Annotated in this window: 29 protein-coding genes; 7 read left to right on the forward strand and 22 right to left on the reverse strand. The window is 59.5% G+C overall.

Translation table 11 applies throughout. From position 1 onward, the window contains the following. From RCI20_RS10020 to queC, 7 genes are all read right to left on the reverse strand, one after another. On the reverse strand, nt 1-1,127 hold a 1,127-nt coding region (locus RCI20_RS10020; RefSeq protein ID WP_306605036.1), incomplete at its 3' end, for a HAMP domain-containing protein. Between the two features lie 195 nt (nt 1,128-1,322). Next, on the reverse strand, nt 1,323-3,083 hold the full coding sequence (locus RCI20_RS10025) for a cation acetate symporter (RefSeq protein ID WP_306605038.1): 1,761 nt from the start codon (nt 3,081-3,083) through the stop codon (nt 1,323-1,325). After that, nucleotides 3,083-3,391: a DUF485 domain-containing protein gene (locus tag RCI20_RS10030; protein ID WP_306605040.1), complete on the reverse strand. Its 309-nt coding sequence runs from the start codon at nt 3,389-3,391 to the stop codon at nt 3,083-3,085. The genes RCI20_RS10025 and RCI20_RS10030 overlap by 1 nt, the downstream gene beginning before the upstream one ends. 81 nt (nt 3,392-3,472) lie before the next feature. After that, nucleotides 3,473-4,789 (reverse strand): ATP-binding protein, encoded by a 1,317-nt coding sequence (locus RCI20_RS10035; protein WP_306605041.1) that lies wholly within the window; start codon nt 4,787-4,789, stop codon nt 3,473-3,475. Continuing rightward, nucleotides 4,786-5,448 carry a response regulator gene (locus RCI20_RS10040; protein WP_306605044.1) on the reverse strand — a complete coding sequence of 221 codons (663 nt, stop codon included), beginning with the start codon at nt 5,446-5,448 and terminating at the stop codon, nt 4,786-4,788. The genes RCI20_RS10035 and RCI20_RS10040 overlap by 4 nt, the downstream gene beginning before the upstream one ends. Nucleotides 5,449-5,476: 28 nt before the next feature. Next, complete coding sequence (locus tag RCI20_RS10045; RefSeq protein WP_306605046.1) at nt 5,477-6,577, reverse strand: YeeE/YedE family protein; 1,101 nt, start codon at nt 6,575-6,577, stop codon at nt 5,477-5,479. A 6-nt stretch (nt 6,578-6,583) separates the two neighbouring features. Beyond that, on the reverse strand, nt 6,584-7,261 hold the full coding sequence (queC, locus tag RCI20_RS10050; RefSeq protein WP_306605048.1) for a 7-cyano-7-deazaguanine synthase QueC: 678 nt from the start codon (nt 7,259-7,261) through the stop codon (nt 6,584-6,586). 99 nt (nt 7,262-7,360) lie between these two features. On the opposite strand from queC, the gene RCI20_RS10055 reads away from it, so the two are divergent. Genes RCI20_RS10055 through RCI20_RS10075 form a run of 5 tightly spaced genes read left to right on the forward strand, consistent with a single transcriptional unit; the run spans nt 7,361 to nt 11,889 of the window. Further along, nucleotides 7,361-8,527 carry an ABC transporter substrate-binding protein gene (locus RCI20_RS10055; protein WP_306605049.1) on the forward strand — a complete coding sequence of 389 codons (1,167 nt, stop codon included), beginning with the start codon at nt 7,361-7,363 and terminating at the stop codon, nt 8,525-8,527. After that, a complete protein-coding gene (locus tag RCI20_RS10060; protein WP_306605051.1) occupies nt 8,524-9,438 on the forward strand; it encodes a branched-chain amino acid ABC transporter permease in 915 nt (304 codons plus the stop codon). The genes RCI20_RS10055 and RCI20_RS10060 overlap by 4 nt, the downstream gene beginning before the upstream one ends. A gap of 14 nt (nt 9,439-9,452) precedes the next feature. Beyond that, nucleotides 9,453-10,406 carry a branched-chain amino acid ABC transporter permease gene (locus RCI20_RS10065; RefSeq protein WP_306605053.1) on the forward strand — a complete coding sequence of 318 codons (954 nt, stop codon included), beginning with the start codon at nt 9,453-9,455 and terminating at the stop codon, nt 10,404-10,406. Continuing rightward, entirely contained in the window at nt 10,403-11,182 is a 780-nt protein-coding gene (locus RCI20_RS10070; protein WP_306605055.1) for an ABC transporter ATP-binding protein, read from the forward strand. The genes RCI20_RS10065 and RCI20_RS10070 overlap by 4 nt, the downstream gene beginning before the upstream one ends. Beyond that, entirely contained in the window at nt 11,179-11,889 is a 711-nt protein-coding gene (locus RCI20_RS10075; RefSeq protein WP_306605057.1) for an ABC transporter ATP-binding protein, read from the forward strand. The genes RCI20_RS10070 and RCI20_RS10075 overlap by 4 nt, the downstream gene beginning before the upstream one ends. Nucleotides 11,890-11,902: 13 nt before the next feature. Here the strand turns inward: RCI20_RS10075 and RCI20_RS10080 are convergent, their stop codons facing one another. Genes RCI20_RS10080 through ybgC form a run of 9 tightly spaced genes read right to left on the reverse strand, consistent with a single transcriptional unit; the run spans nt 11,903 to nt 17,887 of the window. Next, nucleotides 11,903-12,268 (reverse strand): PilZ domain-containing protein, encoded by a 366-nt coding sequence (locus RCI20_RS10080; RefSeq protein WP_306605059.1) that lies wholly within the window; start codon nt 12,266-12,268, stop codon nt 11,903-11,905. A 16-nt stretch (nt 12,269-12,284) separates the two neighbouring features. Beyond that, nucleotides 12,285-12,923, reverse strand: coding sequence for a 7-carboxy-7-deazaguanine synthase QueE (queE, locus tag RCI20_RS10085; protein ID WP_306605061.1), 639 nt, complete (start codon nt 12,921-12,923; stop codon nt 12,285-12,287). Further along, nucleotides 12,924-13,664 carry a tol-pal system protein YbgF gene (ybgF, locus tag RCI20_RS10090; RefSeq protein ID WP_306605063.1) on the reverse strand — a complete coding sequence of 247 codons (741 nt, stop codon included), beginning with the start codon at nt 13,662-13,664 and terminating at the stop codon, nt 12,924-12,926. Then, nucleotides 13,664-14,206 (reverse strand): peptidoglycan-associated lipoprotein Pal, encoded by a 543-nt coding sequence (pal, locus tag RCI20_RS10095; RefSeq protein WP_306605065.1) that lies wholly within the window; start codon nt 14,204-14,206, stop codon nt 13,664-13,666. Before pal ends, ybgF begins: the two co-directional genes overlap by 1 nt. 28 nt (nt 14,207-14,234) lie before the next feature. Next, nucleotides 14,235-15,518 (reverse strand): Tol-Pal system beta propeller repeat protein TolB, encoded by a 1,284-nt coding sequence (gene tolB, locus RCI20_RS10100; RefSeq protein WP_306605067.1) that lies wholly within the window; start codon nt 15,516-15,518, stop codon nt 14,235-14,237. Nucleotides 15,519-15,549: 31 nt separating this feature from the next. Then, nucleotides 15,550-16,380 carry a cell envelope integrity protein TolA gene (gene tolA, locus RCI20_RS10105; protein ID WP_306605069.1) on the reverse strand — a complete coding sequence of 277 codons (831 nt, stop codon included), beginning with the start codon at nt 16,378-16,380 and terminating at the stop codon, nt 15,550-15,552. 5 nt (nt 16,381-16,385) lie between these two features. Next, on the reverse strand, nt 16,386-16,787 hold the full coding sequence (gene tolR / locus RCI20_RS10110) for a protein TolR (RefSeq protein WP_306605071.1): 402 nt from the start codon (nt 16,785-16,787) through the stop codon (nt 16,386-16,388). Between the two features lie 3 nt (nt 16,788-16,790). Continuing rightward, nucleotides 16,791-17,450: a protein TolQ gene (gene tolQ, locus RCI20_RS10115; RefSeq protein ID WP_373691515.1), complete on the reverse strand. Its 660-nt coding sequence runs from the start codon at nt 17,448-17,450 to the stop codon at nt 16,791-16,793. Between the two features lie 14 nt (nt 17,451-17,464). After that, nucleotides 17,465-17,887, reverse strand: coding sequence for a tol-pal system-associated acyl-CoA thioesterase (gene ybgC, locus RCI20_RS10120; protein ID WP_306605074.1), 423 nt, complete (start codon nt 17,885-17,887; stop codon nt 17,465-17,467). 127 nt (nt 17,888-18,014) lie between these two features. Between ybgC and RCI20_RS10125 the strand changes: the two genes are divergently transcribed. Next, complete coding sequence (locus tag RCI20_RS10125; protein ID WP_306605076.1) at nt 18,015-19,496, forward strand: sensor domain-containing diguanylate cyclase; 1,482 nt, start codon at nt 18,015-18,017, stop codon at nt 19,494-19,496. A gap of 14 nt (nt 19,497-19,510) precedes the next feature. Here the strand turns inward: RCI20_RS10125 and ruvB are convergent, their stop codons facing one another. From ruvB to RCI20_RS10155, 6 genes are read right to left on the reverse strand one after another with little or no spacing between them, the layout of a single operon-like run. Then, entirely contained in the window at nt 19,511-20,581 is a 1,071-nt protein-coding gene (ruvB, locus tag RCI20_RS10130; RefSeq protein ID WP_306605078.1) for a Holliday junction branch migration DNA helicase RuvB, read from the reverse strand. Next, nucleotides 20,578-21,636: an AI-2E family transporter gene (locus RCI20_RS10135; RefSeq protein ID WP_306605080.1), complete on the reverse strand. Its 1,059-nt coding sequence runs from the start codon at nt 21,634-21,636 to the stop codon at nt 20,578-20,580. Before RCI20_RS10135 ends, ruvB begins: the two co-directional genes overlap by 4 nt. Continuing rightward, nucleotides 21,636-22,214 (reverse strand): Holliday junction branch migration protein RuvA, encoded by a 579-nt coding sequence (gene ruvA / locus RCI20_RS10140; protein WP_306605082.1) that lies wholly within the window; start codon nt 22,212-22,214, stop codon nt 21,636-21,638. The genes RCI20_RS10135 and ruvA overlap by 1 nt, the downstream gene beginning before the upstream one ends. Before the next feature lie 34 nt (nt 22,215-22,248). Beyond that, nucleotides 22,249-22,797 (reverse strand): crossover junction endodeoxyribonuclease RuvC, encoded by a 549-nt coding sequence (ruvC, locus tag RCI20_RS10145; RefSeq protein ID WP_373691516.1) that lies wholly within the window; start codon nt 22,795-22,797, stop codon nt 22,249-22,251. Between the two features lie 5 nt (nt 22,798-22,802). Next, entirely contained in the window at nt 22,803-23,657 is an 855-nt protein-coding gene (locus RCI20_RS10150) for a DMT family transporter (protein WP_306605087.1), read from the reverse strand. 52 nt (nt 23,658-23,709) lie between these two features. Further along, nucleotides 23,710-24,435, reverse strand: coding sequence for a YebC/PmpR family DNA-binding transcriptional regulator (locus RCI20_RS10155; protein ID WP_306605088.1), 726 nt, complete (start codon nt 24,433-24,435; stop codon nt 23,710-23,712). A 119-nt stretch (nt 24,436-24,554) separates the two neighbouring features. Here RCI20_RS10155 and RCI20_RS10160 point away from each other — a divergent pair, with 119 nt between their 5' ends. After that, on the forward strand, nt 24,555-25,766 hold the full coding sequence (locus tag RCI20_RS10160) for a FecR domain-containing protein (RefSeq protein ID WP_306605090.1): 1,212 nt from the start codon (nt 24,555-24,557) through the stop codon (nt 25,764-25,766). The last annotated feature ends 3 nt before the right edge of the window (nt 25,767-25,769 follow it).

Raw genomic sequence — 25,769 nt, forward strand, 5'->3', positions numbered from 1 at the left:
CCTTCGACCGCCGCCACCGACAGCATATTGGCATCGGCCACCAGCTTGTTCACCGCGTCGATACAGGTGTTCAGGTTGTTCTTGATCGTGTTGAAGTCACCGTTGTAGGTGTCGGTGATGCGTGCCGGGATGTCGCCCTTGGAAATCCGGTCGACGTAGTTTGCAGCCACATTCAACGGGCCAATCACGGCGTCAAGGGTGTTGTTTACCCCGCTGACAATCTTCTGGAAATCGCCCTTGTGCTTGCTGGCATCGGCACGCGTCGCCAGCTTGCCATCCACCGCCGCCTGCGCCAGCAGGTTGGCATCGGCCGTCATCGCCTGAACGGCGCCTTGGACAGAGGCCACGGCACGAACCACTTCGCCGACTTCGTCCTTGGCGCTGCTTTCCAGCTTGAAGCTGAAATCCCCTTCTGCCATCTTGCGGGCAGCATCTGCCACTTCGCCCACCGGCTTGGTAATGCTGCGAATGATCAGGAAACCTAGCACGATGGCCAGCACAAGCGCCAAGCCACCCAGCGTCAGTGACAAAAAGCGGGCATCAGCAGCGTGTTCTTCAGCAATCTTGTACAAAGCTTCCGAACTGCTGTTGTAGTAATCGCGCAACTTGCCGATGCTTTCCTGGAAAGCTCTGGCCTTCGGATTCATTTGCTGCAGCAGGAGCACATTGGCTTCGCCGTACTCGCCCGTATCCAGCAACTTCAGGGTCGGCTCCAAGCCATCCTTCAGATAGGTGCTGATCGCCTTCTCAAGATCGCTGAGCATGCCTTGTTCTTTGGCAACAATACTTGGCCGGTTGCGGATTTCCGCCATTGCCACCTGCAAGGCAGCAGCGTCCTTGCGTATGTTTTCCGTATGCATATTGACCGGGTGATCATGCAGGCGGGAAAACTCGGATTTTGGATCGTGCTGCAGTGCAAGCAGCGACTGTACCTGCGTGTTCATCAACAAACGCTGAATACGGCCCGACAAACGCACCGGTTTCAACTTGTCGTCATTGGTGATTTGCAGGTCAGTCCGTAACTCACCAAGCCCCTTCAAGGCAGTAAAGGTATTGACCGTCAGCAATGCCAGAATCAACAGCAACAGCGCACCCAATCGGGTACCAATTTTCAGTCCACTCAGCACAATACGACCCCCCGGAAAAAAACAGAAGCAAGGGCGCCATGCACCACAACGTGAACCTGCCTCCCGGAAAGCTCGATGCAATGGCATTTTTTTCAAATCTTATATCGCCACCTGAAAAGTCACCTATAACTTTAGTTAGACCCAAATAAAAAAAGCCAGCCCGAAGGCTGGCTTTCACAGACATGAAGTCTCTTTTTAGTGACCGCTGGCGCCAGAAGCACCGATACCGGTTTCCGAACGAACTTCCTGATCTTCGTAGGCTGCACGCTCTTTCTTGGCCTGGGCGCTGTTGTCGAGAATCGAGAACAGCCAGATACCGACAAAAGCGATGGTCATCGAGAACAGGCAAGGCGAGGTGTATGGGAACAGGGCAGAACCCTTGGCGTTACCCAGCACGGCTTCCCAGATGGACGGGGAAACCACAGTCAGGCCAACCGAGGAGATCAGGCCGAGGAAGCCACCGATAACCGCACCACGCGTCGTGCAATCCTTCCACAACACGGCCATGAAGAGCACCGGGAAGTTAGCAGAAGCGGCGATGGCGAAAGCCAGGGAAACCATGAAGGCGATATTCTGCTTTTCGAAGGCGATACCCAGAACCACAGCCACCACACCCAGACACAGGGTGGTGATACGGGAAACGCGCAGTTCGGCAGCCGAATCAGCGTTGCCCTTCTTGAACACGGTTGCGTACAAGTCATGGGAAACAGCAGAAGCACCGGACAGGGTCAGACCGGCAACCACAGCCAGAATGGTGGCGAAGGCAACCGCGGAGATGAAGCCGAGGAAGACGTTGCCGCCAACTGCATTGGCCAGGTGGATAGCCGCCATGTTGCCGCCGCCGAGCAGGCCGCCCTTGGCGTCCAGGAACTGCGGATTGGTCAGCACGAAGGTGATGGCGCCGAAACCGATGATGAAGGTCAGGATGTAGAAGTAACCGATCCAGGTGGTTGCCCAGAAAACGGACTTGCGGGCTTCCTTGGCATCCGGCACGGTGAAGAAGCGCATCAGGATGTGCGGCAGACCAGCGGTACCGAACATCAGGGCCATACCGAAGGAGATGGCAGAGATCGGATCCTTGACGAAGGAGCCTGGGCCCATGATGGACAGACCCTTGACGGCAGCAGCGGCAGCGACGTCAACCGTTGCCGCATCAGCACCGGCCTTGACAGCTTCAGCGGTCAGTGCGGTAGCAGCCAGGGCCGTCTTGATCTTGACTGCTTCGGCGAACATCGCTTCCGGGCTGAAACCGAAGTGCAGCAGCACCATGAAAGCCATGAAGGAAGCGCCGGCAAGCAACAGGCAGGCCTTGATGATCTGCACCCAGGTCGTTGCGGTCATACCGCCGAACAGCACGTAAATCATCATCAGCGAACCGACGATGACCACAGCCATCCAGTATTCCAGACCGAACAGCAGCTTGATCAGCTGACCGGCACCAACCATCTGGGCGATCAGGTAGAAAGCCACGACGATCAGGGTGGAGGTTGCAGCGAAAGCGCGGATCGGGGTCTGGGCGAAACGGTAACCGGCCACGTCGGCAAAGGTGAATTTGCCCAGGTTGCGCAGACGTTCTGCCATCAGGAAGGTGATGATCGGCCAGCCGACGAGGAAGCCGATCGAGTAGATCAGGCCATCATAGCCATTGGCCATCACCGCGGCGGAAATACCGAGGAAGGAAGCAGCCGACATGTAGTCGCCAGCGATTGCCAGACCGTTCTGGAAGCCGGTGATACCGCCACCGCCCGTATAGAAGTCAGCCGCCGACTTGGTCTTGGCTGCTGCCCACTTGGTGATGTAGAGCGTGCCGGCAACGAATGCGCCGAACATGATGATGGCGGTCCAGTTGGTTGCCTGCTTCTCGGCCTGGCCGAGATCGGCCCCGGCCGCGACGGCAGCGCCCGCCATGGCCAGCAGCGCGAGGGCGCCTGCCAGTTGCTTGATCCATTGCGCCATTATTTGCACTCCTCGATCAGTTGTTGTTTGAGTGCATCGAACTCGGTATTGGCACGACGAACGTAAATACCGGTGATGATGATGGTGAACAGAATGACACCGACACCAATGGGAATACCGACCGTCATGACGCCATTGGGACCGAGCGGTGCTGACAGGAATGCCTTGTTGAAAGCGATCAGCGCGATATAGCCGTAGTAAACGATCAACATCAGCGCGGTCATGACCCAACCGTACGCATTTCGCGTACTGCGCAGCTGGTGATACTTTGGATTTGCCCGTATCTGGGCTGTGACATCCATAGCCATGGAAAACCTCCTCACATTTTTTGTAACTGTTGATTTAGGTGCAACGTGGCGCATCTTGGCCGAGTCGGGCTTACAACAGACTTAAGACGTGTAAGGTGTATCAGTGCGTGGCAAGCGCACATGAACGGTCAATCCGCCCCCTGGGCTGTCGCTCATTTCAAGCGTGCCGGCGTGCTGAAAAACGACTTCCTGCACGATGGCTAACCCCAGTCCGGTCCCTGGCGTTTCCGCGCCAGCCAAGCGGCAGAAGGGGCTCAACACGGTGGCACGGGCTGCCTCGGGAATGCCGGGGCCATCATCAATCACCGTGCAGAACACCTGCCCATTCTCGGCACCGATGCAGACATCGACCCGGTGCCCCGGACCGGCGTAGCGAATGGCGTTGTGCACCAGATTGCCCAGCATGGCGCGCAAAGCGTCAGGATCACCCGGTGTCATGACTTGCATGGAGGGTCCCAGACCGAGATCGACATCGTTTGAATCGGCCAGTACCGAATGTTCGATGACCACACTTTTTGCCAATTCCAGCAGGTCGACCGCAAGATATTGCCGAGTCGCCCCGAACAAGGGATCAAAACGCGCCAGGTTCAACAACTGATCCACCTGACGGGTCGCTCGCTCAACGCCGGTCAACATCTGGCGCAGCGCTTCGTCGCGCACTTGCCGGTCAGTTTCACCCAGTGCGATTTGGGCGTGCAGGCGAACGGCAGTCAACGGTGTGCGCAACTCATGCGCGGCATCGGCGATAAAGCGTTGCTGCGCGGCGAATGCACTGCCCAGGCGGGTGAGCAATTCGTTGAGCGCCCCGACGATAGGCATCAACTCTTCTGGATAGCCCTGTTTGGGCAACTCGCTCAGATTTTCCGAACTGCGCTGGCTGATTTCCCTACGCAACAGCAACAAAGGCTGCAGCGCCCGGTTGATCGCCATGACGATGAGCCCGCCCAGAACAAAGATCATCAACACGAAGGGCAGCATCAGCCACGGGCCCAGACTATTGAACATGCGGGTTCGACTGGCCGTGCTGTTGGCTACCTGAACGATTGCCCCCCGGTCTTCAAGGACCATCACATGCCACTCTTCCCCTTGCCAGAGAAGGGTGGTCAGACCCGGTTTTTGTCGCGGCATCACGGAATCCGGGAATGAGGCGAAAACCAGCTTGCCATCACGATCCCAGACCTGACTGAGAAAGCGGTCGGCTTCAACGGGTTGCGCCAGAACGGCCGGATGATCTCCCTGATGCCGGACGACGGCCCAGGCGATCTGCTCCAGCGAGTAATCACGAATGCGGTTGAAACCGTCCCAAGCCAAGTGGTAGGTCAGCAGGGTGACCAGCAGCGCCGTCAACAGCAAGGCGCTGATCTGCCAGATAGCCAGCCATTTCCGGATGGAGTTCAATCAGGGTCGACGATCTTGAAACCGACACCGCGCACGTTGCGTACCCACTCCTTGCCGAGTTTACGGCGCAAGCGATGCAGTTGTACTTCGATGGTATTACTGGCGATTTCCTCGCCCCAGGCATACAGGCGGTCTTCCAGTTGCTCGATGCTGAGCACGGCACCGGGCTTTTCAACCAGTGCCAGCAACAGGCGAAACTCGCGGTCGGAAAGCGCGACATCCTTGCCGCGCAGCATGACCGTGCGCGTTCGTGGCTGGACCTGCAGGGCGCCAATCCGCAACTCGCTGTTGGCGCGCCCCTGAAACCGGCGGATCAACGCAAACACGCGGGCAATCAGTTCTTCCAGATCGAAGGGTTTGACCAGGTAATCGTCGGCCCCGCTGTTCAGGCCCTGAACCCGATCATCGAGGCCCGCGCGCGCCGTGACGACAAGGATGGGCAGGCGATTGTCGGCATCGCGCAAACGCGTCAGCAGTTCCTGCCCGCTCATTTTTGGCAAGCCGAGGTCTAGAACCAGCAAGCCGTATTCTTCGACCTGCAGGGCGCTCTCAGCCTCCATACCATCCTTCGCCCAATCGACCGCAAAGGCCGCCTTGCGCAGCCCAGCCATGATACCGGCCGCTACCTGTGGATCGTCTTCGGCTAACAGAACTCGCATTGAACAAGCTTTCTTCGGCCGGTTGCGCTTAAGCGCGCATCACCCGCCAGTACTGAACTTTAAGCGCCACCACAGAGCCAGCAATGATGGCGGCGAACGTAACAAAGGAACCCAGCGCCAAGGTCGAAATACCGGTAATACCCTGACCGACAGTACAGCCCATCGCCATCACGCCGCCAAACCCCATCAGTGCTGCGCCGATCAGATGGGAAGCCGTATCTTCGACATTGGCAAAACCTTCCCAGCGAAAACTCCGGGTGAACAACGACCAGACCAGCGAACCGGCAATCACCCCGAACACGGCGGCAATGGCCACCGTGACGACCCGGCTGGTGTCCGACCACAACATGAAGAGTTCCAGTGTATAAGCGACCGGCGCGACGAAAGTCAGCGATTCCATGCGTCCGCTGTTGGTCGCCAGGAAAGCCTCCTCCAGCGTGTCCGGGTGCTCGGCAACGTAACCCAGATGACCGCTGACATACCAGGCCAGCACGACCATCAGACCAGTACCCAGCCCGCCGAGCAGGTTATCGAGGGTCCAGAAATCCTTCCTGGCCAGACAAAATGCGGTCAACCCGCCACCGATGGCTAAAACTGCGACCAACGCGGCAGTTTCAGCGGACATGCCAAAACCGGCCAGCAGGGCCGGAATATCTTGGCCATTTGGCATGTCGACCGCAATTTTATCGACCACATTGACCCGGAAAGCACCGAATACGCCACGCATGGTCATGTAGGCAAACAGCCCGAGCACCAGGAAGACAACCAGCGATTTCAGGTTGCCGCTGCCGATGCGGATCAGCGTCTTCGAGCCGCAGCCGGAAGCGAGCACCATGCCGACACCAAAAGACAAACCGCCAACAATGTAAGACAGCCACGTAAAGTTCGGCGTCCGGTAAATCGACTTGTCGAGATCGATCAGGCCGGCGGCATCGAGCCCGCCGGCACCGAGAATGGCAATCCCCATAGCCAGCAGCCACATCCGCATGCGACTCCAGTCTTCCATGTTGAGGATGTCGGAAACGGCACCCATCGTGCAGAAATGGGTTTTCTGGCCGATCACGCCAAAAACGAAGGCAATGGCGAAAGTCAGCCAGAGAACGGTATTGGGGGAGACGTCGACATCCATGGGCGGTCAGCTACGGTAAGAAGTGGGATCGGGAACGCCGGCAGCGGCAAAGCCTTCAGCACGCAAACGACAGGAATCGCAAACAGCGCAGGCACGACCCAGTTCGTCGGCCTGATAGCAGGAAACGGTCAGCCCGTAATCGACCCCCAGCGCAGTGCCGGTACGGATGATCTCGGCCTTGGAAAGATGGATCAGCGGCGCGTGAATCGACAATTTTTGGCCTTCGACACCGGCCCGCGTTGCCAGATTGGCCATCGCCTCGAACGCAGCGAGATACTCCGGGCGGCAATCCGGATAGCCCGAGTAGTCGACCGCATTGATGCCGACGAAAATATCGCGGCTGCCCAGCACTTCGGCCCAGGCCAGAGCCAGCGACAGCATGATGGTGTTGCGTGCCGGCACGTAAGTCACCGGAATGCCGGCCTGTACGCCGTCGACCGGCACAGCAATGCTGCTATCGGTCAGCGCCGAACCGCCAAACTGGGCCAACCCGAGATTCAGCGTGCGATGCATGACGGCGCCCAGCGCCTTGACGACGCGGTCCGCTGCCTGCAATTCAGCATGGTGGCGCTGTCCATAATCGAAGGACAGGCAGTAGCAGTCGAAATCCTGGCTGCGCGCAATGGCCAGACAGGTGGCGGAGTCCAGACCGCCGGATAGGAGGACTACGGCTTTTTCTTTCATGGGGCGCGAATATACCCGAATTTGCCCGTCGACCGTGACGGTATCTGCTTGTTCCTGCGCTACAATTTGCCGCTTTCGCCCCATGCCACGGAGAACACGATGCCGACTCGCCTGACTGCCCTTGCCGCCGCCCTGATGCTGGCTGGCTCTGTCCACGCCGCCGACCCGATCAAGGTGGGGTTCGTTTCCACGCTGTCCGGCCCCGGCGCCGGCCTTGGTGTCGACATCCGCGACGGTTTCAACTTGGCGATGAAGCAGTTGAACGGCAAGCTCGGTGGCCTCCCGGCTGAAGTGCTGATCGCCGACGACCAGCAAAGCCCGGACATTGCCAAGCAGGCGACCGACAAATTCCTGAAGAAGGACAAGGTCGACTTCATGACCGGCGTGGTTTTCTCCAACATCATGCTAGCCGTCGGCCCGGCCGTTTTCCAGAACCAGACCTTCTACATCTCGGCCAATGCCGGCCCGTCGCAATATGCCGGCGAGCAGTGCAACCCTTTCTTCTTCAACGTCGCCTGGCAGAACGACAACCTGCACGAAGCCGTCGGCAAGTACGTGCAGGACAAGGGCTTCAAGAATGTGGTCATCGTGACGCCGAATTATCCGGGCGGCAAGGATGCCGTATCCGGCTTCAAGCGCTACTATAAGGGCCAGGTTGCAGACGAGATTTACACCAAGCTCGGCCAGCTCGACTACGCCGCCGAACTGGCGCAAATCCGTGCGACCAAGCCGGATGCGCTGTTCTTCTTCCTGCCGGGCGGCATGGGCATCAATTTCGTCAAACAGTTCGTTGCCGCCGGCCTGTCGCGTGACACGCAACTGTTCGCGCCGGGCTTCTCGGCCGACGAGGACGTGATCAAGGCGGTCGGCGCGCCGATGATGGGCATGTTCAATTCGTCACACTGGGCGCAAGACATGGACAACGCCGAGAACAAGCGTTTCGTCGCCGAATTCGAAAAGGAATACAAGCGCCTGCCGTCGCTGTACGCCTCGCAGGGCTATGACGCAGCCCTGATGATGGACGCCGCCGTGCGTGACGTGAAGGGCAAGGTCAGCGACAAGAAGGCACTGCAGAAGGCACTGGAAGCCAAGCGCTTCAAGTCGGTGCGGGGCGACTTCAAGTTCAACCACAACCATTACCCGGTGCAGAACTATTACCTGCGCGTGATCGCCAAGGATGCGCAGGGCCGCGTCACCAACAAGACCATGGGTTCCATCTTCACCAATCATGCTGACGCCTACGCGAGTCAGTGCAAGATGAAGTGACCCAGCTGTTCCTGGAGCAGGCCCTCAACGGCCTGCAGTTCGGCCTGATGCTGTTCCTGCTCGCCGCCGGCTTGACGCTGGTTTTTGGCATCATGGACTGCATCAATCTGGCGCATGGTTCGCTGTACATGGTCGGTGCCTATTTCGTCGCCGCTGCAGCACAGGCGGCCGATTCATTCTGGATCGGCCTCGGTGCCGGGGTTGCTGGCGCCGCCGTGCTCGGGCTGCTGCTCGAACTGACGCTGTTCCGCCAGCTGTACCGACGCGACCATCTGTCGCAGGTGCTGGCAACCTTTGCGCTGATCCTGATCGCCAATGAAACGGTACGCCTGATCTGGGGACCGGCGCCGCTGATGCTGAATCCGCCGGAAGCGCTGTCCGGGCCAGTGGAAATTGCCGGCTTCTTCTACCCGGCCTATCGCTTGGTGATCATTGCCTTCGGTTTGGCGGTGGCCGGGCTGCTCTACCTGCTCGTGGCCAAGAGCCGGGTCGGCATGTGGGTGCGCGCGGGTGCGTCGAATCGTGAAATGACCGAAGCGCTGGGCATCAACGTGCGCGGCTTGTTCACCGCCGTGTTCGTCTTCGGTGCAGCGCTCTGCGCGCTGGCCGGCGGCCTGCTCGGCCCGCTGCTGGCGGTGCAGGTCGGCATGGGCGAAAGTGTGCTGATTCTGGCTTTTGTCGTCATCATCATCGGCGGTATCGGCTCGATTCGCGGCGCGCTGGTCGGCGCGCTGATCGTTGGTACGGTCGACACACTCGGCCGGGCACTTTTGCCGACGTTGCTGCGTGCGCTGCTGCCGGCCGATGCCGCAGCCACCCTCGGGCCGGCGCTGGCCTCCATCCTGATCTACCTGCTGATGGCCGCCATCCTGTTCTTCAAGCCGCAAGGCCTGTTCCCTGCACGCGCCTGAAATGACTGACTGACATGGCCTTCTACCGTCCCGCCCGCTGGCAGAAACCCTTTGCCTTCACCGTGTTGTGTGCGCTGCTGGCGCTGCCCGGTTTGATGGAAATCTTCGACCAGAGCTATTACATCGGCTTCGCCACCCGCGTGCTGATCTTCGCGCTGGCCGCCAGCAGCCTCAATCTGGTGCTCGGTTTCGGCGGCATGGTGTCGCTCGGCCACGCCGCATTCTTCGGCATTGGCGCTTATGTCGCGGCGATCTGCCAGCAGGGCGGCATCGTCGAAGGCTTGCTGGCCTTTCCGCTAGCCATGGGCGTTGCCGGCCTGTTTGCGCTGCTCGTCGGGGCGCTCAGCCTGCGCACGCGCGGCGTGTATTTCATCATGATCACGCTGGCCTTCGCCCAGATGGTCTATTACCTGTTCATCTCGGCCCGCGCCTGGGGCGGTGACGACGGTTTGCCGCTGTCTGAACGGATGCAGTTTGCCGGCCTCAGCCTGACCGACGACAAGGTGCTGTTTTATGTCGCACTTGGCTTGTTGACCGCAATCATGCTGCTGCTCGGGCGGCTGGCCGATGCCCGTTTCGGCCGCACCATACAAGCCATCCGCGAAAACGAAACGCGCATGGAAGCGCTCGGCTATCCGGTATTCCGCTATCGCCTGGTCTGTTTTGCGCTCGGCGGCGCCATTGCCGGACTGGCCGGCGCGCTGCTCGCCAACCTGACCGGGCTGGCCAGCCCGGCGCTGCTGCAATGGACGCAATCCGGCACCCTGCTCGTCATGGTGATCATCGGCGGCGTCGGCTACCTTTACGGCGGCGTCGTTGGCGCGCTGGTCCTGCTGCTACTCGAGGAATTCCTGCTTGGCTTCTTCGCGCACTGGCATATCGTGCTCGGCCTGCTGCTGATCGGCATCGTGCTGTTCGCCCCGAAGGGCGTGGCGGCGCTGTTCGACAAGCATCGGAGTCAGCCATGACAGCAGCCACGAATTCAGCCAAAAATGCGCCGTTGCTCGATGTGCGCGGCCTGTCCAGGCGCTTTGCTGCGGTCGACGCGCTCAGGGACGTCAATTTCAGCGTCGAGGCCGGCGAGGTGCACGCCCTGATTGGCCCGAACGGCGCTGGCAAGACCACCTTCATTCATCACGTGTCGGGTGCCCTGCAAGCCGACAGCGGCAGCATTCACTTTGCCGGGCACGACGTCACCAAGCTGTCGATGCACCGTCGGGTCGGCGCCGGGATGGCGCGCTCCTACCAAATCACCAATGTATTCCTCGGCCTGTCGGCGCTCGACAATGTCGCGCTGGCCGTCCAGGGCCGCCCGGATGCCGGCAGCAGCTTCCGTTTCTGGCGGCCGGTCCGCACGGAACACGCGCTGTTCGATGCCGCCGCCGGCTATCTGGAGCAAGTCGGGCTGCGCGACAAGCAGCAGAGCATCGCCGGCAATCTGTCGCACGGCGAACAGCGGGCGCTTGAACTGGCGATGGCGCTGGCCACTCAGCCGAAAATGCTGCTGCTCGACGAACCGATGGCCGGTACCGGCCCGGAAGAGTCGGCCCGCATGGTCGAGCTGATCGAACACCTGGCCCGCCACGTCACCATTTTGCTGGTCGAGCACGACATGGACGCGGTGTTCCGGCTGGCCGACCGGATCTCGGTGCTGGTCAACGGCCAGTTGATCTGCACCGGCACGCCGGACGCGGTGAAGAACGACGCGGGCGTACGCCGTGCCTATCTGGGGGATCACCTGTGAGCCAGTTGCTCGAAATCAGCGGCCTCGAAGTGGCCTACGGTCCGAGCCAGGTATTGTTCGGTATCGATCTGACGATGGCTGAAGGCGAGGCCGCCACGCTGCTCGGGCGCAACGGCATGGGCAAAACGACGACGCTGCGCGCACTGTGCGGGCTCGAACCGCTCAAGGGCGGCAGCATCCGCTTTGCCGGTGAACGCATTGATGGCCTGCGCCCGGACAAGATCGGGCGGGCCGGTATCGCGCTGGTTCCGGAAGGCCGGCAGTGTTTTCCCAATCTGACGGTCGACGAGCATCTGGTGGCATTTTTCGCCAATCGGCGGGGCGTTGCGACACCGTGGACGCCGGCCCGCGTTTATTCGCTGTTCCCGCGCCTCAAGGAACGCTCGGGCAATCTCGGCAACCAGCTATCCGGCGGCGAACAGCAGATGCTGGCCATCGGCCGGGCTTTGGTCACCAATCCCAGGCTGCTGATTCTCGATGAAGCGACCGAAGGTCTGGCACCGCTGATCCGCGACGAAATCTGGGCCTGCCTGGCCCGCCTGCGTGGCGAAGGACAAAGCGTGCTGGTGGTCGACAAATACGTCGAAAAGCTGATCGAACTGGCCGACCGCCACACCATCATCGAGCGCGGGCAGGTGGTCTGGCAGGGCAGTTCAGTTGAGCTGGATGCCGATCATGGCATCTGGCATCGCTATCTGGGCATTTGACACAGCAGCCGAATCAGCCACCGGAAAGCAGTACCAGTTCCCGTTCCAGCAGGGTTTCATCGCCCAGATTGAGTTCGACCAGCCGACGCAAATGGGTCACGCTGTCGATATCGATATTGTGGCAGGCCAGACCATAAGTGCCGCCGCCTTCAAGATGCACGACGGTGACGCCCATGCGGATATCGGTCTCACCGTCATCCAGCCGGACATCCAGCACAGCCTTGCTGCCAATCGGCACCATGACCGACTGACGGGGCTGGACCAGCGCCCCCTTCAGCGAGAGATCGAGTACATCGACCAGATGCTCGCCATCCGTCAAAAGCAGTCGCGCTGGACTTTGGAAGTGGATACGGGAAAACTGCCGGCGATTCTGGGTCATGACCTGCTCCTCGGGCTTATTTGCCCTTCATGTTACCCCAAAGCAGCTTGTGCAACTGTAACTGGAAACGCACCGGCAAACCGTCCTCAAGTATCCAGCCAGCCAGTTCAGCAGGCTCGATACGGCCTTGAGCCGGCGAGAAAAGGACCGGACAGCGCGTATCGAGTTGATGCGCACGCAACACCTCGCGCGCCCATTCGTAATCATCACGCGAAGCAATGACGATCTTGATTTCGTCGCGCGGATTCAGCGCGGCCAGGTTGGCCCACAGGTTTTTCCCGCTTTCACCCGAATCCGGCGCCTTGAGGTCCATGATTCGCGCCACCCGAGGGTCGACCGGCGAAATGTCGAGTGCCCCTGAAGTTTCCAGCGACACGTCGTAGCCGGCGTCACACAAGGCGGTGAGCAGCGGCAGACATTCCTTTTGCGCCAGCGGTTCGCCGCCGGTCACGCAGACCTGGCGCGCCGGGTAGCGGGCGACTTCGGCCAGCACGGCTGCCACGGTCGACGCCTCGCCACCGGTAAAACTGTAAGTCGTATCGCACCAGGTACAGCGCAACGGGCAACCGGTCAGCCGGACGAACACGGTCGGCAAACCGACACGCGATGCCTCGCCTTGCAGCGAGTAAAAAATTTCAGTGATGCGTAGTGCCAATTATTTCTTCTTCAGGCGATCGCGCGCCTTTTCGGCGGCTGGGGCAGCGGGATATTTTTCGATCAGGGTTTGCAGCGTCTTCTTCGCCGCTGCCTGATTACCCAATTCCTGCTGACAGGTCGCAATCGACAGCCAGGCATCAGGCGCCTTGTCGCTCTTCGGATAACGCGCCGTCACCATGGTCTGGGCTTCGATGGCCTTGGTGCAATTGCGCTGGGCAAACCAGGCATTGCCTAACCAGTATTGGGCGTTAGGCGCCAATGTCCCGTTCGGATATTGCTCAACCAGAGCGGCAAAGGCCGCTGCGGATTCTTTGTATTTTTGTGCCTTGAACAAATCGAGGGCCGCGTCGTAAGCCTGGCTTTCCTTGGCCGGATCAGCCGCCGCAGGTTTTGCCTCACTCCCCGGGTCGACCGCAGCATCGCCGTTCAATTGCGGCTCCAGCTTGCGCAGACGACTGTCCAGATCAAGGTAGAAATCCTGCTGGCGCTTTTTTGCCTGTTCAGTTTCATAAGTCAGTGTTTCGAGTTGCCCGCGCAAGCGGGCAATTTCCTCGAGCTGTCGCTGAATCTGACCAGCCAGCTCAAGCTGGGCCCGAGCCTGCTGGTCAAAGCGCGCCTCCGTCTTGATTTGCAGATCGGCAATCTTGCGACGCGCTTCGTCGTCATCAAACACACCCGCGTGGGCAACGCTGCTGCCCAACGCTGCAATCAGGCAAACCAATGGGAGGCGGCGCATCATCAGAACTCGCCGCGGCCGTCAGGAGCGCGATAGAGGATGTCGGCGCGACGATTTTCCGACCATGCTTCTTCACCGCTACCGGCGTTTTTCGGCTTTTCTTCACCCAGGCTGACCGACTCAACTTGAGCTTCCTTGGCACCCAGCAGGGTCAGCGAACGCTTGACTGCATCGGCACGCTTCTGGCCCAGCGACAGATTGTATTCACGGCTGCCGCGCTCGTCGGTATTACCCTGGATCAGCACCTTGAAGCTCGGATTGGCCACCAGGTACTTGGCATGGTTGGCCACAACGCCCTGGTACTCGCTCTTCACATCGTACTTGTCGAGATCGAAATAGATGCTGCGTTGGGACAACGGGCTGTTCTTGTCGGTCAGCTCACGCGGCAGGCCGCTGGCATCAAGACCACCGGCAACGACCGGGGCAACACCTGTACCGCCGGTACGGCTCTCGACCGGTGCACCGGTGCTATCTTCAGGCAATGGGGTGGTGCTGCAACCAACCAGCAACGCAGCCAACAGGGAGGGGATCAACAGTTTTTTCATTATTTGCTCCAACAATATTCAACGAGATTTACTTCAGGAAAGGGCCCCAAGCCGGCTCCCGGACATCTCCGGCGGCAATTGAAAGGCGTTGCTTGATACGTCCATCAATGGAGACAGCCGACAACAGACCGCGCCCACCCACTTCCGTAGCAATCAGGATCATCCGGCTGTTTGGTGCAAAGCTCGGCGATTCATCCTTGTTCGAGTCGGTCAGCACCTGCACCTGGCGGCTGGACAAGTCCATCACGGCCAGTTGGAAACGCCCTTCGCGTCGGCTGATGAAGGCCAGACTCTTGCCATCGGCCGAAGGTCTCGGCGAGACGTTGTAGCTGCCTTCAAAAGTCACGCGCTGAGCGGCACCGCCGCTCGACTCGATACGATAGATCTGCGGACTGCCGCCGCGATCCGATGTGAAGTAAATATGCGCACCATCCGCTGAGTAACGCGGCTCGGTATCGATCCCGGCCGACTGCGCCAGGCGTTGCACGCCACTGCCATCGACATTGACGCTGTACAACTGCGAGTTGCCATCCTTGGACAGCACGACCGCCAGTTTGCGACCATCCGGCGCCCAAGCCGGGGCGGAATTGGAACCCTTGAAATTGGCCACGATATGGCGTTGACCGGAAGAAAGCGAATGGACATAAACCATCGGCTTCTTCTTTTCGAACGACACATAAGCCAGCTTGCTGCCATCGGGTGACCAGACCGGCGAGATGATCGGCTCGGTCGAAGTCAGCGCAGTCGCCGCCCCCTGACCATCCGCATCGGCAATTTGCAGCATGAACTGGCCACGCGACTTGACCACATAAGCGATACGGGTCGAGAAAACGCCACGCTCACCGGTCAGTTTTTCATAAATGAAATCGGCAATACGATGGCCGGCCAGACGCAATTGCGCGGTGTCGGTCACAAAAACCATGCCGCCAAGCGCTACGCCTTTTTGCGTGTCGTACAAGCGAAAACGCGCCTCCAGGCGACCATCTGCACCACGCACCACGCTGCCTGCGGCCAGTGCATCTGCCCCGCGGCCTTTCCAGTCGGCATGGTCAACCGGTGAGTTTTCGTCCATCCCGACGCTGCCCGGATCGATCAGCTTGAACAAACCGCTGCGCTCAAGGTCAGCCCGCACCGTGCCCACAACGATACGCGACAAGGCGGCGTCGCCGGCAAAATTGGCAATGGAGACGGGAATACGGTTGGCGCCAGCACCGGTAATTTCAATGGACAACTGAGCCTGAGCCATTCCTGCGGTCAACAGGCCAAAACACAGGAAAACGCGGCGGGAAATACGCGAAATATTGCGGGACATTGTGTTCATTTTCAAATAATTGGGTGAGATTCTACTCTTCAATCGGCTTGTATCTGATTTCCAGCACCCGCTCGAACAGGGACGGATCATCCGGCTTCGGCAAAGGAGAGGATTTGCGGATAGCGCGCTCGATTGCTTCATCAAGCGCCTGGTTGCCGCTGGAACGTTTCAGCTTGACGGAAAGGACTTCGCCATTGGGCAGTTGGTTGATCTCGAAAATCGCTTCCGGATTGCCCTGGATAGCAGGCGGCAAAACGATATTGCCACGTATCTTGCCGCGTATTTTGGATGCGTAACTTTCCAAGCCACGGCGCGCAGCCGATGCCTTCTGCTCCTTGTCGGCCAAAGCCGCCAAGCGATTCTGTTCGGCGCTGGACTGACGCTGACGGGTTTCCCGTTCCAGCATTTCCTTGAATGGATCAACAGCAGGCTGCGGTTTGGCGACCGGTTTCGCTGGCTCCGGCTTTACTGGCTCGACTTTTTTCGGTTCGGGTTTCTTCGGTTCCGGCTTGGGTTCGGGTTTTGGCTCAGGCTTGGGCGGCTCAGGTTTCTTCTTTTTCTCTTCCTTGACCGCAATGTCCGGCTTTTTGGCTGGCGGTTCGGCTTTCGGCTCCGGCGGCTTGGGTAAGGGTTTCGGCTCCGGTTTTGGCTCAATCCGGGGTTCGGGCGGTGGCGGTGGCGGCGGTGGCAGGCGAGTTGCCTGGACCGGCACGGCCGACCACAATTCAACCTCCATCACCTCGGGCTGACTGCGCTTCCATTGCACGCCAAAAAACAGGGCCGCGATCAGCGCGAGATGCACGGCCAGCGTAAAGGCAATCGCCTTGTTCTTGCCGGGCTCGGAGGGACGCTCTTCAATCATGAAAACTATTTGCTGCTCGTTTCAAGCGCCACTTTTTGAAATCCCAGCTTCTTCACCTCGTCAAGAATCTCGATGACGTTTTTGTACTGGGTTTCCTTGTCGCCAGCGATCAACACCGGCATCTGCGGGTCGTGCGCATGCAAGTCACCCAGTTCGGTGCGTAATTCCTTGATGCCACCGACCTTCGTTGACTTGCCTTCAGTGTCATAAATCGACATTTTGCCGTCGCTGGTGATTTCCACCTTCAAGTATTTGTCCGGCTTTTGCGGTGCGGTGCCGGACGACGGCAACTCGACCGAGCCGGTCGTCATCATCGGCGTGGCCACCATGAAGATAACCAGCAAGACCAGCATGACGTCGATGTAGGGAACGACGTTGATTTCGTTTTTCAGTCGGCGCTGGCGCATGGCTTACCGCATCTGCCGCTGGAGAATATTGGAGAACTCTTCCATGAACGACTCGTAACGTACGGCAATGCGGTCGATATCATGGGCAAAGCGGTTGTACGCCAAGACGGCCGGAATGGCGGCAAACAAACCGATGGCCGTGGCAACCAGCGCTTCGGCAATCCCCGGCGCCACCGAGGCCAGCGTTGCCGAACCGACATTGGACAGCGCCCGGAAGGCGTGCATGATGCCCCAGACGGTACCGAACAGACCGATGTACGGCGACACCGAACCGACCGAGGCGAGGAAAGCGAGGTGCGACTCCAGCGCATCCATTTCGCGCTGGTAGGTAGCGCGCATGGCGCGACGCGAACCATCGACCACATCTTTGGAGTCCAGGTTTTTCTGGCCGCGCAACTTGGTGAATTCGCGAAAACCCGCTTCAAAGATACGTTCCATCGAACCGGCATGGTGGCGATCATTGACCGCACTGTTGTACAGACTGTTCAGGTCGCCACCCGACCAGAATTCGCGCTCGAAACCTTCGGTCTTGGTCCGCGCCTGTTTCACGGCAAACCACTTCATTGCAATGTAGTACCAGGACATCAGCGAAACCCCGGCGAGCAGCGCCATGACAACCTGCACGACAGCACTGGCCTGGAGAATCAGGTGGAGGATGGACATATCCTGAGTAACGTTCATTTCAGTGCTTCCAGCTTGGCGTGCAGAAAATCGGGGATAGGGGAGGGCTTCATGGTACTCATGTTGACGCAGGCAATTTCAACAGTACCGGTGACCAGTTCGTCGTTGCCGCGCCGCACGTGCTGACGGAAGACGACGCGCACCCGCGTCAGTTTTTCAACTTCAAGGCCGACGGTCAGTTCGTCGTCCAGGCGTGCCGGCTTCAAGTATTCGCAACTCGCCTTGCGGGCAACGAACCCAATGCCTGCCTCGGCGGCCAGCGCCGACTGGTCATGACCGGCAAAACGCATCCATTCCGTGCGGCAACGCTCAAAGAATTTGAGGTAATTGGCGTAGTAAACCACGCCACCTGCATCGGTATCTTCGTAATAAACGCGGACCGGAATGGAAAAGGCGTTGGGATTGGGTACATATTTCATCCCAAGATTCTACCTTGCGCTGCAACATTATTCTGTAACAGCTTGTTTCAAAGCGAATTAATACCCCATAAAAACTGTTATCCGGACAAAGTGGCATTCACGGTCGGGCTCACGCATAATCAGCGTCGTGTCCCGACCTTTTCAGATTGCCAATCGCCGCAGCATGATCCTCCTGCTGAGCCTGTTGCTCAGCGGCGGTTTTTTCGCGACTACGCTGTTCGGTTACTTCGTTTCCAAGGAAGCCATCCGTAGCGCGATCATCGGCCAGGATCTGCCCTTGACGTCGAGCAACATCTATTCGGAAATCCAGCGCGATCTGGTTCGCCCGGTATTGATCTCCTCGACGATGGCCCACGACACCTTCCTGCGTGACTGGGTACTCAAGGGTGAAAATGAGGTCACGGAAATGGCCCGCTACCTGGCCGAGGTCAAAATCCGCAACAAGGCATTCAGCAGCTTTTTCGTTTCCGAAAAATCCGGCAATTACTACACCGGCGAAGGTGTGCTCAAGCAGGTGAAGGAAGGCGAAGCAAGGGACGACTGGTATTTCCGGGTACGTGACATGCAGGAAGATTACGAAATCAATGTCGACCCCGACCTGGCCAACCGTGACGCACTGACCATTTTCATCAACTATCGCGTCTTCGATTTCGACGGACAGTACATCGGCGCGACCGGCATCGGGCTGACGGTCGATTCGGTTCGTCACCTGATTCGCGAGTACCAGACACGCTTCAAGCGCACCATTTACTTTACCGATGCAAATGGCAAGGTCGTCGTTTTTGGTAGTCAAGCTGAAACTCAGCCGGATCTACGTACCCGCCCCGGCCTGGCGGCACAACTGGATCAAATCCTGAAAGAGCGGAGCGGCCTTTACCAATTCGAGGACAAGGGCGACAACCACATCCTCAACGTCAAATACCTGCCCGAACTGAAATGGCACCTGTTTGTCGAACAGAACGAGGATGTCGCACTGGCCGGCATTCGCCAGACGCTTTACGTCAACCTGGCGATCAGCCTGCTGGTCACGCTGATCGTGACTTTCCTCAGTTACCTGACGCTAGGCCACTATCAATCGCGGATTGAGAAAATGGCCTCCACGGACAAATTGACCGGCCTGCTCAATCGTCACGCATTCGCCATCCTGATCGACAAACTGCTGGCCAATTACCGCCGCAAGCCGCAGCCCATCACCTTCCTGCTGTCCGATATCGATCATTTCAAACGTATCAACGACCAGTACGGTCACCGTACCGGCGATCTGGTGCTGGCCAATCTTGCCGAATTATTGCGGTCAACCCTGCGCGCCGCCGATTTTGCCATTCGCTGGGGCGGCGAGGAGTTTTTGCTGGTGTTGCCCGGCTGCACCGGGGAAGAAGGCTTGGCGATCGCCGAGAAATTACGCCAGGAAATTGAGGCTGCCACACCGAGTGCCGAGCATCCTGAAATCCGTACAAGCATGAGCTTCGGGGTCAGCCAGTTCAATGGCAGCGAATCACCGGAACAGGCCATCAGCCGGGCCGACAAGGCACTATACGCAGTCAAGGAAAATGGCCGCAACGGCGTCCGTCTGGCGGCTGACGAAACGCCGGCACGCAATCCGGCCTGAGCCGGCAACCCGCTTCAGCGATCCGCCAGCAAGTCCCGCACTACGGCACTGGCCGGTTCGGCCAGGCCAAGATGGCGGTAGATGGCGGGCGTCGCAATGCGCCCGCGCAAGGTGCGCTGCAGATAGCCCTGCTGGATCAAATAGGGTTCGAGCACATCCTCGATGGTGTCGCGTGCCTCGCCAATCGCCGCCGCCAGGTTATCGACACCGACCGGACCGCCGCCGAATTTGTCGATCACGGCGGACAACAGCTTGCGGTCCATCAGGTCGAGGCCAGCGCCGTCGACATCGAGCATATGCAAGGCCGCATCGGCCACCGGGCGGGTAATGTTGCCGTCGGCCTTGACCTCGGCGTAATCGCGCACCCGGCGCAGCAACCGATTGGCGATACGCGGCGTGCCGCGTGAACGCTTGGCGATCTCGAAGGCCCCGGCCGGATCGATCGGCGCATTGAGCAGCGCCGCCGAACGGCTGACGATGCTTTGCAACTCTTCGGCGTTGTAAAACTCCAGTCGGGCGACGATGCCGAAGCGGTCGCGCAGTGGATTGGTCAGCATGCCGGCCCGCGTCGTCGCGCCGACCAGCGTAAAAGGCGGCAGGTCGAGCTTGACCGAACGCGCCGCCGGACCTTCACCGATCATGATGTCGATCTGGAAATCCTCCAGCGCCGGGTAAAGGATTTCCTCGACCACCGGACTCAGGCGGTGGATTTCGTCGATGAACAGCACGTCGTGCGGTTCGAGATTGGTCAAGATGGCCGCCAGATCGCCGGCCCGCTCCAGCACCGGGCCGGAGGTCGAGCGCAGATTGACGCCCATTTCGGCTGCAACAATATGCGCCAGCGTAGTTTTGCCCAGACCTGGCGGGCCGAACAACAGCACGTGATCGAGCGATTCACTACGATTTTTCGCCGCCTGGATGAAGATTTCCAACTGTTCGCGGATCTTCACCTGACCGGTGTAATCGGCCAGGCGTTTGGGACGCAGCGCGCGTTCGAGCGCCTCCTCCTGCGCCGACTTGGTTTGTGGCGCAATGATGCGGTCGACCGCAATTTGGGGAGCAATCAGCTTGTCGGTTTCGATCATGTGGGTGTTTCCTCGCGCAGCCAGCGCGTCAGCAGCATATGGCCCAAGGCCAGCAATACCGGCCCGAGAAAAATGCCGATGAAGCCAAAGACCAGTACGCCACCCAGCACACCCAGCGCGATGAACAGCACGGACAGTCCCGCACCGCGTGCCATCAGGATGGGTTTAAGAAAGTTATCGATGCTGCTGATCACCAGCAAGCCATAAAGCGCCATGAAAATCGCCCAGCCAAGCTGGCCATCACTATAGAGCCAAAGCGCCGCGCCACCCCAAACCAGCGGCGGGCCGATCGGGATCATCGACAGGAAAAAGGTGGCAAAACCGAGCAGGGCGGGCGCTGGCGCACCGGCAATCAAGAACCCAAGCAGAGCCACCGACCCCTGCGCCGCTGCCGTCCCGACGATACCGAGCATGACGCCGAGCACGGTGCCACGAGCTTTTTCCAGCATACCTTCACCCAACTCGCCACCCAGCTTGCGCGCGCCAACCTGCAGCGCATTGGCCACGGTTGCGCCATCGCGGTACAGGAAAAACACCACGAACAGCACCAGCGCCAATTGCAGCAAGCCATTCGCCGCAACGCCCCCGGCCGCCAGCAGGAATTGCCGGGCTGGCGCCAGCATCTGGGCGAGCAGGGTGTTGAAGGCTTGCCGGCTGTGCGCCAGCTCGTGCCAAAAATCCACAATCGGGGTGCCAACGAGCGGCAACTGCGCCACCCAGACCGGTGCTTCGTTGGCCAGACCACCTTCGACATAAGGCTTGATCCATTCAATCAATTGATCGCCACCGCTGACCAGCGCGCCGGCCAGGAAAACCGTCGGCACCAGCAGGATCAGCACCAATAGCAAGACCATCAGCGCCGCCCCCAAGGTATCGCGCCCACCAATGCGCGGCAGCAAAGTGTCGCGATAGCGTTCCCAAGAGCAGATCCAGATCACAAAAGCGAACAGTACCGCACCGATAAAGGGCAGCAAGACGGCGACGCAGCCGACAATCAGCAGCACCACCAGCGCAATCTGAGCCAGACGCTTGGGTTCTTCTTCGGCTAACAGCATCAGGCTTTGGACAACAATTTGAGCGCCTGCCGGATGCCGTCCGACGTGCCGACATCAGCCGGCAACTGCTTCATCGCCGCTGCCGCTTCCTTCTCGTTGTAACCGAGCGCCAGCAGCGCGTTGGAAATATCGCCCCGAGCATCGTCGACCGCAAGATTCAGTGAAACACCGGTCGTTTCGGCCAGTTTGCCCTTCAATTCGAGCAACAGGCGTTCGGCGGTCTTCTTGCCGATGCCGGGAATCTTGATCAGGCGGCCCAGTTCCTGCTGCGCCACGGCGGCCGACAGATCGGCGACCGACAGCCCGGACAACACCGACAGCGCCGTCCGCGCGCCGATCCCGGAGACTTTGAGCAACTGGCGAAAGGCAAAACGTTCGCCTTCGCTGAGAAAGCCGTACAGGTAATGCCCATCCTCGCGCACGGCAAAGTGGCAGAGCAGGGTGGTTTTTTCGCCGCTGGCCGGCAGGTTGTAGAAGGTGCTCATCGGCACATCCAGCTCATAACCGACGCCGTTTACATCAAGCACGATCTGCGGCGGGTTCTTTTCGGCGAGCAGGCCGCTGAGTCTTCCAATCATGGGTTTTCCCGATACTGTATGTTCAAACAGGTTCTCATCCTATCAGCCGGCCGCCGCGAACGCGATACCCCGCCGTCGCCAATGCGCCCAAGCCCTGCCCACCGTGCGCGTGACAAATCGCGCAGGCCAGCGCATCGGCCGCATCGGCAGTCGGCGAACCCGGCAGTTTGAGCAGGCGAACCACCATGTCCTGCACCTGCTCCTTGGCCGCCTTGCCGTGCCCGACCACCGCCTGCTTGACCTGCAACGCAGTGTACTCCGCCACCGGCAAGCCACCGTGCACCAGCGCACTGAGCGCCGCCCCGCGTGCCTGGCCGAGCAGCAAGGTCGATTGCGGATTGACGTTCACAAAAACCTTTTCCACCGCCGCCTGATTCGGCCGGTAAGTCGCCAGCACCTCGCTGATCCCGGCAAACAGCGTACCGATGCGCTCGGGCAGGGATTCCTTGTCGTTCGACTTGATACAGCCGCTGGCGACATAAATCAGCTGATTGCCGTGCTTTTCGATGACGCCAAAGCCGGTCACCCGCAAACCGGGGTCGATGCCCAGGATACGTACCGCGCCCGGCATGTCGTTCGGCATGTCGCTCATCTTGCCGGCCTGGCCACCAGATAGACGCCACTGACCGCGACCAACATGCCAAATCCTGCGGTCAACGTCAGTTGTTCGCCAAAAACCACCCAGGCAATCAAGGCCGTCGTCGGCGGCGTCAAATAGAACAGGCTGGCCACGTTGACCGCGCTACCGCTGCGGATCAGCAGGTTGAGCAGCGCGATGGCGCCAATCGACAAGACCAGAACCAGCCAGCCGAGTGCAAACAGGAAATCGCCGGTCCATTCGATGCGGTAGTCCTCGAACAAGGCGACGGCAATCGCCGTGACGATGGCCGTCGGCACAAACTGGATCAGCGAGCCGGTGCGCAGGTCGAATCTGGCGCAAAACCGTTTCTGGTACAGCGTGCCGCTAGTAATCGCCAATAGCGCAACGATGGCTGGCCACAGCATCGGCCCCAGCGCAGCATCGCCAAATTTGCCGGAAACCACCAGCCCGACGCCGACAAAACCCAGCGCCAAGCCGGCCCACTGGCGTTTGCTGACGTTTTCGCCGAGCAACCAGCCGGCGCCGAATGCCGTCAGCAAGGGTTGCATGCCAACCACCAGCGCGGTGATGCCAGCCGGCAGGCCATGCTTGATCGCAATGAACACGCCACCCAGATAAACCGCATGAACCAGCACGCCGGAAACCCCGATATGCAGCCACTGCACCGGCTCCTTCGGCCACGGTGCGCGGGTAGCCAGCACGACCAGCAACATCAGCCCGATGACCAGCCCGTACCGCGTCAGCAGAAAAGACAGCGGTTCGGCGTACGGCAGGCCGTACTTGGCACCGACGAAGCCGGTGCTCCACAAAAAGACGAAAAGCAGCGGATAGGCGCGCTGCATCAAATAAAAGGGCGGCCCCGCGTGCCGCCCTGTCGCCTTTGCCCGTACCGGATCATTCGTCCATCACTGCCGTGGTGTAGATTTCCTGGACATCGTCCAGACCTTCCAGCGCGTCGAGCAGTTTCTGCATTTTCACCGCATCGTCGCCGGTAAAGACGTTTTCGCCTTCCGGCTTCATCGTCACCTCGCCGAATTCCGGCTTGAAACCGGCGGCCTCCAGCGCGTCCTTGACCGCCATGTAGTCGTTCGGCGGCGTCAGGACTTCGATCGAGCCATCGTCGTTGGTCGTCACGTCGTCAGCACCGGCTTCGATGGCGGCATCCATCAGCGCCGCTTCATCGGTGCCCGGGGCAAAAATCATCTGGCCGACATGCTTGAACTGGAAAGCCACACAGCCATCGGAACCCATGTTGCCGCCGAACTTCGAGAAGGCATGACGAACTTCGGCCACCGTGCGCACCTTGTTGTCGGTCAGGCAATCAACCATGATCGCCGCGCCGCCGATGCCGTAGCCTTCGTAGCGAATCTCGATGTACTCAACGCCCTCGAGTTCACCGGTACCCTTCTTGATCGCGGTATCGATCTTGTCCTTGGGCATATTGACGCCCTTGGCCTTGTCGACCGCAACACGCAGGCGCGGATTGAAAGCGGCGTCGCCGCCACCCATCTTGGCCGCCACGGTGATTTCCTTGGCAATCTTCGAGAAGGCGGCACCGCGCTTCTCATCCTGACGGCCCTTGCGATGCTGGATATTGGCCCATTTCGAGTGCCCCGCCATGACAAAACCCCTTGCTGTGTAGTGAATTGGAAGTGAATTGCTTGAGACCGCGCATTTTATCGGAGTGCGGGAATTTTCGTATAAACTCAAACAAAAACCTTTCAATGACAGGGAAATCCATGAGCCGGAAATCAGTGCGTTTGTTTCTCGGAGCCTGCCTTGCCGCAGTCACCGTATTACTGAGCCCGCTGGCCACTGCACAACAAGTCGACAAAGCCGTTATCGGCACAGTCTGGCGCCTGCAGGGGAACATTGAAGCGCAACCCCAAGTTCGAGGTCCGGCCAGAAAACTGGCCGTCAATTCGCCCATCTATGCCGGTGAAACCATCCGTGCCTCGGCCAATGGGGAAGCCCTGCTCAAGATGCAGGATGCCGGCTTGATCGCCGTTCGACCGAATGCTGAATTTGTCGTGGAACGTTTCGCGGCCAAGGGAGAGAAACAGGATCATCAAATCGTCAAGCTGCTGACGGGTTCCCTGCGCATCGTGACTGGCTGGATAGGCAAGCTGAACCGGGCCGAAAACAAGGTAGTCACGCCACAGGCCACCATCGGCATACGCGGCACCGATCACGAACCCTACGTGCTCACGCCGGAACACGCGGCGGGTTCGAAGAACCTGCCCGGTACCTATAACAAGGTCAATTTTGGCGGAACCACGCTGACGGTGGACGACAACAGCCTGGACATCGATCCGGGAAAAGTGGGCTTTGCCCGCGAAACGGCCAGTCCAAACCAGAAAGGCGACCGACGTACCCGCGCCTTGCTGACCCTGCTACTCCCTGTTCTGCTGGACAAAATTCCCGATTTTTATGTGCCGGGCAATTTCGAAAACGAGATTGACCAATACGCTGCACAGGTAGAACAGATCAGCAGCAAGGCGCTTGAGGATTTGCAGAATCCTGCCTCGAACAGCACATCCGAGGCATGCGAACCGCAGGCAATCGCCCAGATCTGGCTTGATCAATTCGATCGGGCACTGAGCGAGCGCAATGGCGACTCCCTGATCGCCATGCTGGCCCCCGATGTATCGGCCAGAGCAACCATCCGTACCCGGGATGACAAGATGCGCAGCATCGAATTCACGCGGGACGAAGTGGTCAGCAGTACCTTGCAGGCGATCAAATCGCTGGAAGACTACAGCCATCGCCGACTTTCACTGACCGCCCGATTGAGTGCGCCCGCATGCACCAAGCTGCGCCTGCGCTCGCTGGTCATTGAACAAGGCAAGCTTTCCGGCAAGCCCTATCGCTTCGAGTCAGTCGAGGAATTCGAACTGGAACGGATCGATGGCCGATGGCTGGCCGTGCGCATGGAAACCACGCAGCGCTGACCA

The sequence above is a fragment of the Azonexus sp. genome, from assembly GCF_030824335.1.
In the GTDB taxonomy this organism is placed as follows: Bacteria; Pseudomonadota; Gammaproteobacteria; order Burkholderiales; family Rhodocyclaceae; genus Azonexus.

Coding starts and splice junctions, on each gene's coding strand:
- RCI20_RS10025 (WP_306605038.1), bottom strand. CDS start 3,083: ATGGCGCAATGGATCAAGCAACTGGCAGGCGCCCTCGCGCTGCTGGCC.
- RCI20_RS10030 (WP_306605040.1), bottom strand. CDS start 3,391: ATGGCTATGGATGTCACAGCCCAGATACGGGCAAATCCAAAGTATCAC.
- RCI20_RS10040 (WP_306605044.1), bottom strand. CDS start 5,448: ATGCGAGTTCTGTTAGCCGAAGACGATCCACAGGTAGCGGCCGGTATC.
- RCI20_RS10045 (WP_306605046.1), bottom strand. CDS start 6,577: ATGGATGTCGACGTCTCCCCCAATACCGTTCTCTGGCTGACTTTCGCC.
- queC (WP_306605048.1), bottom strand. CDS start 7,261: ATGAAAGAAAAAGCCGTAGTCCTCCTATCCGGCGGTCTGGACTCCGCC.
- RCI20_RS10055 (WP_306605049.1), top strand. CDS start 7,361: ATGCCGACTCGCCTGACTGCCCTTGCCGCCGCCCTGATGCTGGCTGGC.
- RCI20_RS10065 (WP_306605053.1), top strand. CDS start 9,453: ATGGCCTTCTACCGTCCCGCCCGCTGGCAGAAACCCTTTGCCTTCACC.
- RCI20_RS10070 (WP_306605055.1), top strand. CDS start 10,403: ATGACAGCAGCCACGAATTCAGCCAAAAATGCGCCGTTGCTCGATGTG.
- RCI20_RS10080 (WP_306605059.1), bottom strand. CDS start 12,268: ATGACCCAGAATCGCCGGCAGTTTTCCCGTATCCACTTCCAAAGTCCA.
- ybgF (WP_306605063.1), bottom strand. CDS start 13,664: ATGATGCGCCGCCTCCCATTGGTTTGCCTGATTGCAGCGTTGGGCAGC.
- pal (WP_306605065.1), bottom strand. CDS start 14,206: ATGAAAAAACTGTTGATCCCCTCCCTGTTGGCTGCGTTGCTGGTTGGT.
- tolB (WP_306605067.1), bottom strand. CDS start 15,518: ATGTCCCGCAATATTTCGCGTATTTCCCGCCGCGTTTTCCTGTGTTTT.
- tolA (WP_306605069.1), bottom strand. CDS start 16,380: ATGATTGAAGAGCGTCCCTCCGAGCCCGGCAAGAACAAGGCGATTGCC.
- tolR (WP_306605071.1), bottom strand. CDS start 16,787: ATGCGCCAGCGCCGACTGAAAAACGAAATCAACGTCGTTCCCTACATC.
- tolQ (WP_373691515.1), bottom strand. CDS start 17,450: ATGTCCATCCTCCACCTGATTCTCCAGGCCAGTGCTGTCGTGCAGGTT.
- ybgC (WP_306605074.1), bottom strand. CDS start 17,887: ATGAAATATGTACCCAATCCCAACGCCTTTTCCATTCCGGTCCGCGTT.
- ruvB (WP_306605078.1), bottom strand. CDS start 20,581: ATGATCGAAACCGACAAGCTGATTGCTCCCCAAATTGCGGTCGACCGC.
- RCI20_RS10135 (WP_306605080.1), bottom strand. CDS start 21,636: ATGCTGTTAGCCGAAGAAGAACCCAAGCGTCTGGCTCAGATTGCGCTG.
- ruvA (WP_306605082.1), bottom strand. CDS start 22,214: ATGATTGGAAGACTCAGCGGCCTGCTCGCCGAAAAGAACCCGCCGCAG.
- ruvC (WP_373691516.1), bottom strand. CDS start 22,797: ATGCCGAACGACATGCCGGGCGCGGTACGTATCCTGGGCATCGACCCC.
- RCI20_RS10150 (WP_306605087.1), bottom strand. CDS start 23,657: ATGCAGCGCGCCTATCCGCTGCTTTTCGTCTTTTTGTGGAGCACCGGC.
- RCI20_RS10155 (WP_306605088.1), bottom strand. CDS start 24,435: ATGGCGGGGCACTCGAAATGGGCCAATATCCAGCATCGCAAGGGCCGT.
- RCI20_RS10160 (WP_306605090.1), top strand. CDS start 24,555: ATGAGCCGGAAATCAGTGCGTTTGTTTCTCGGAGCCTGCCTTGCCGCA.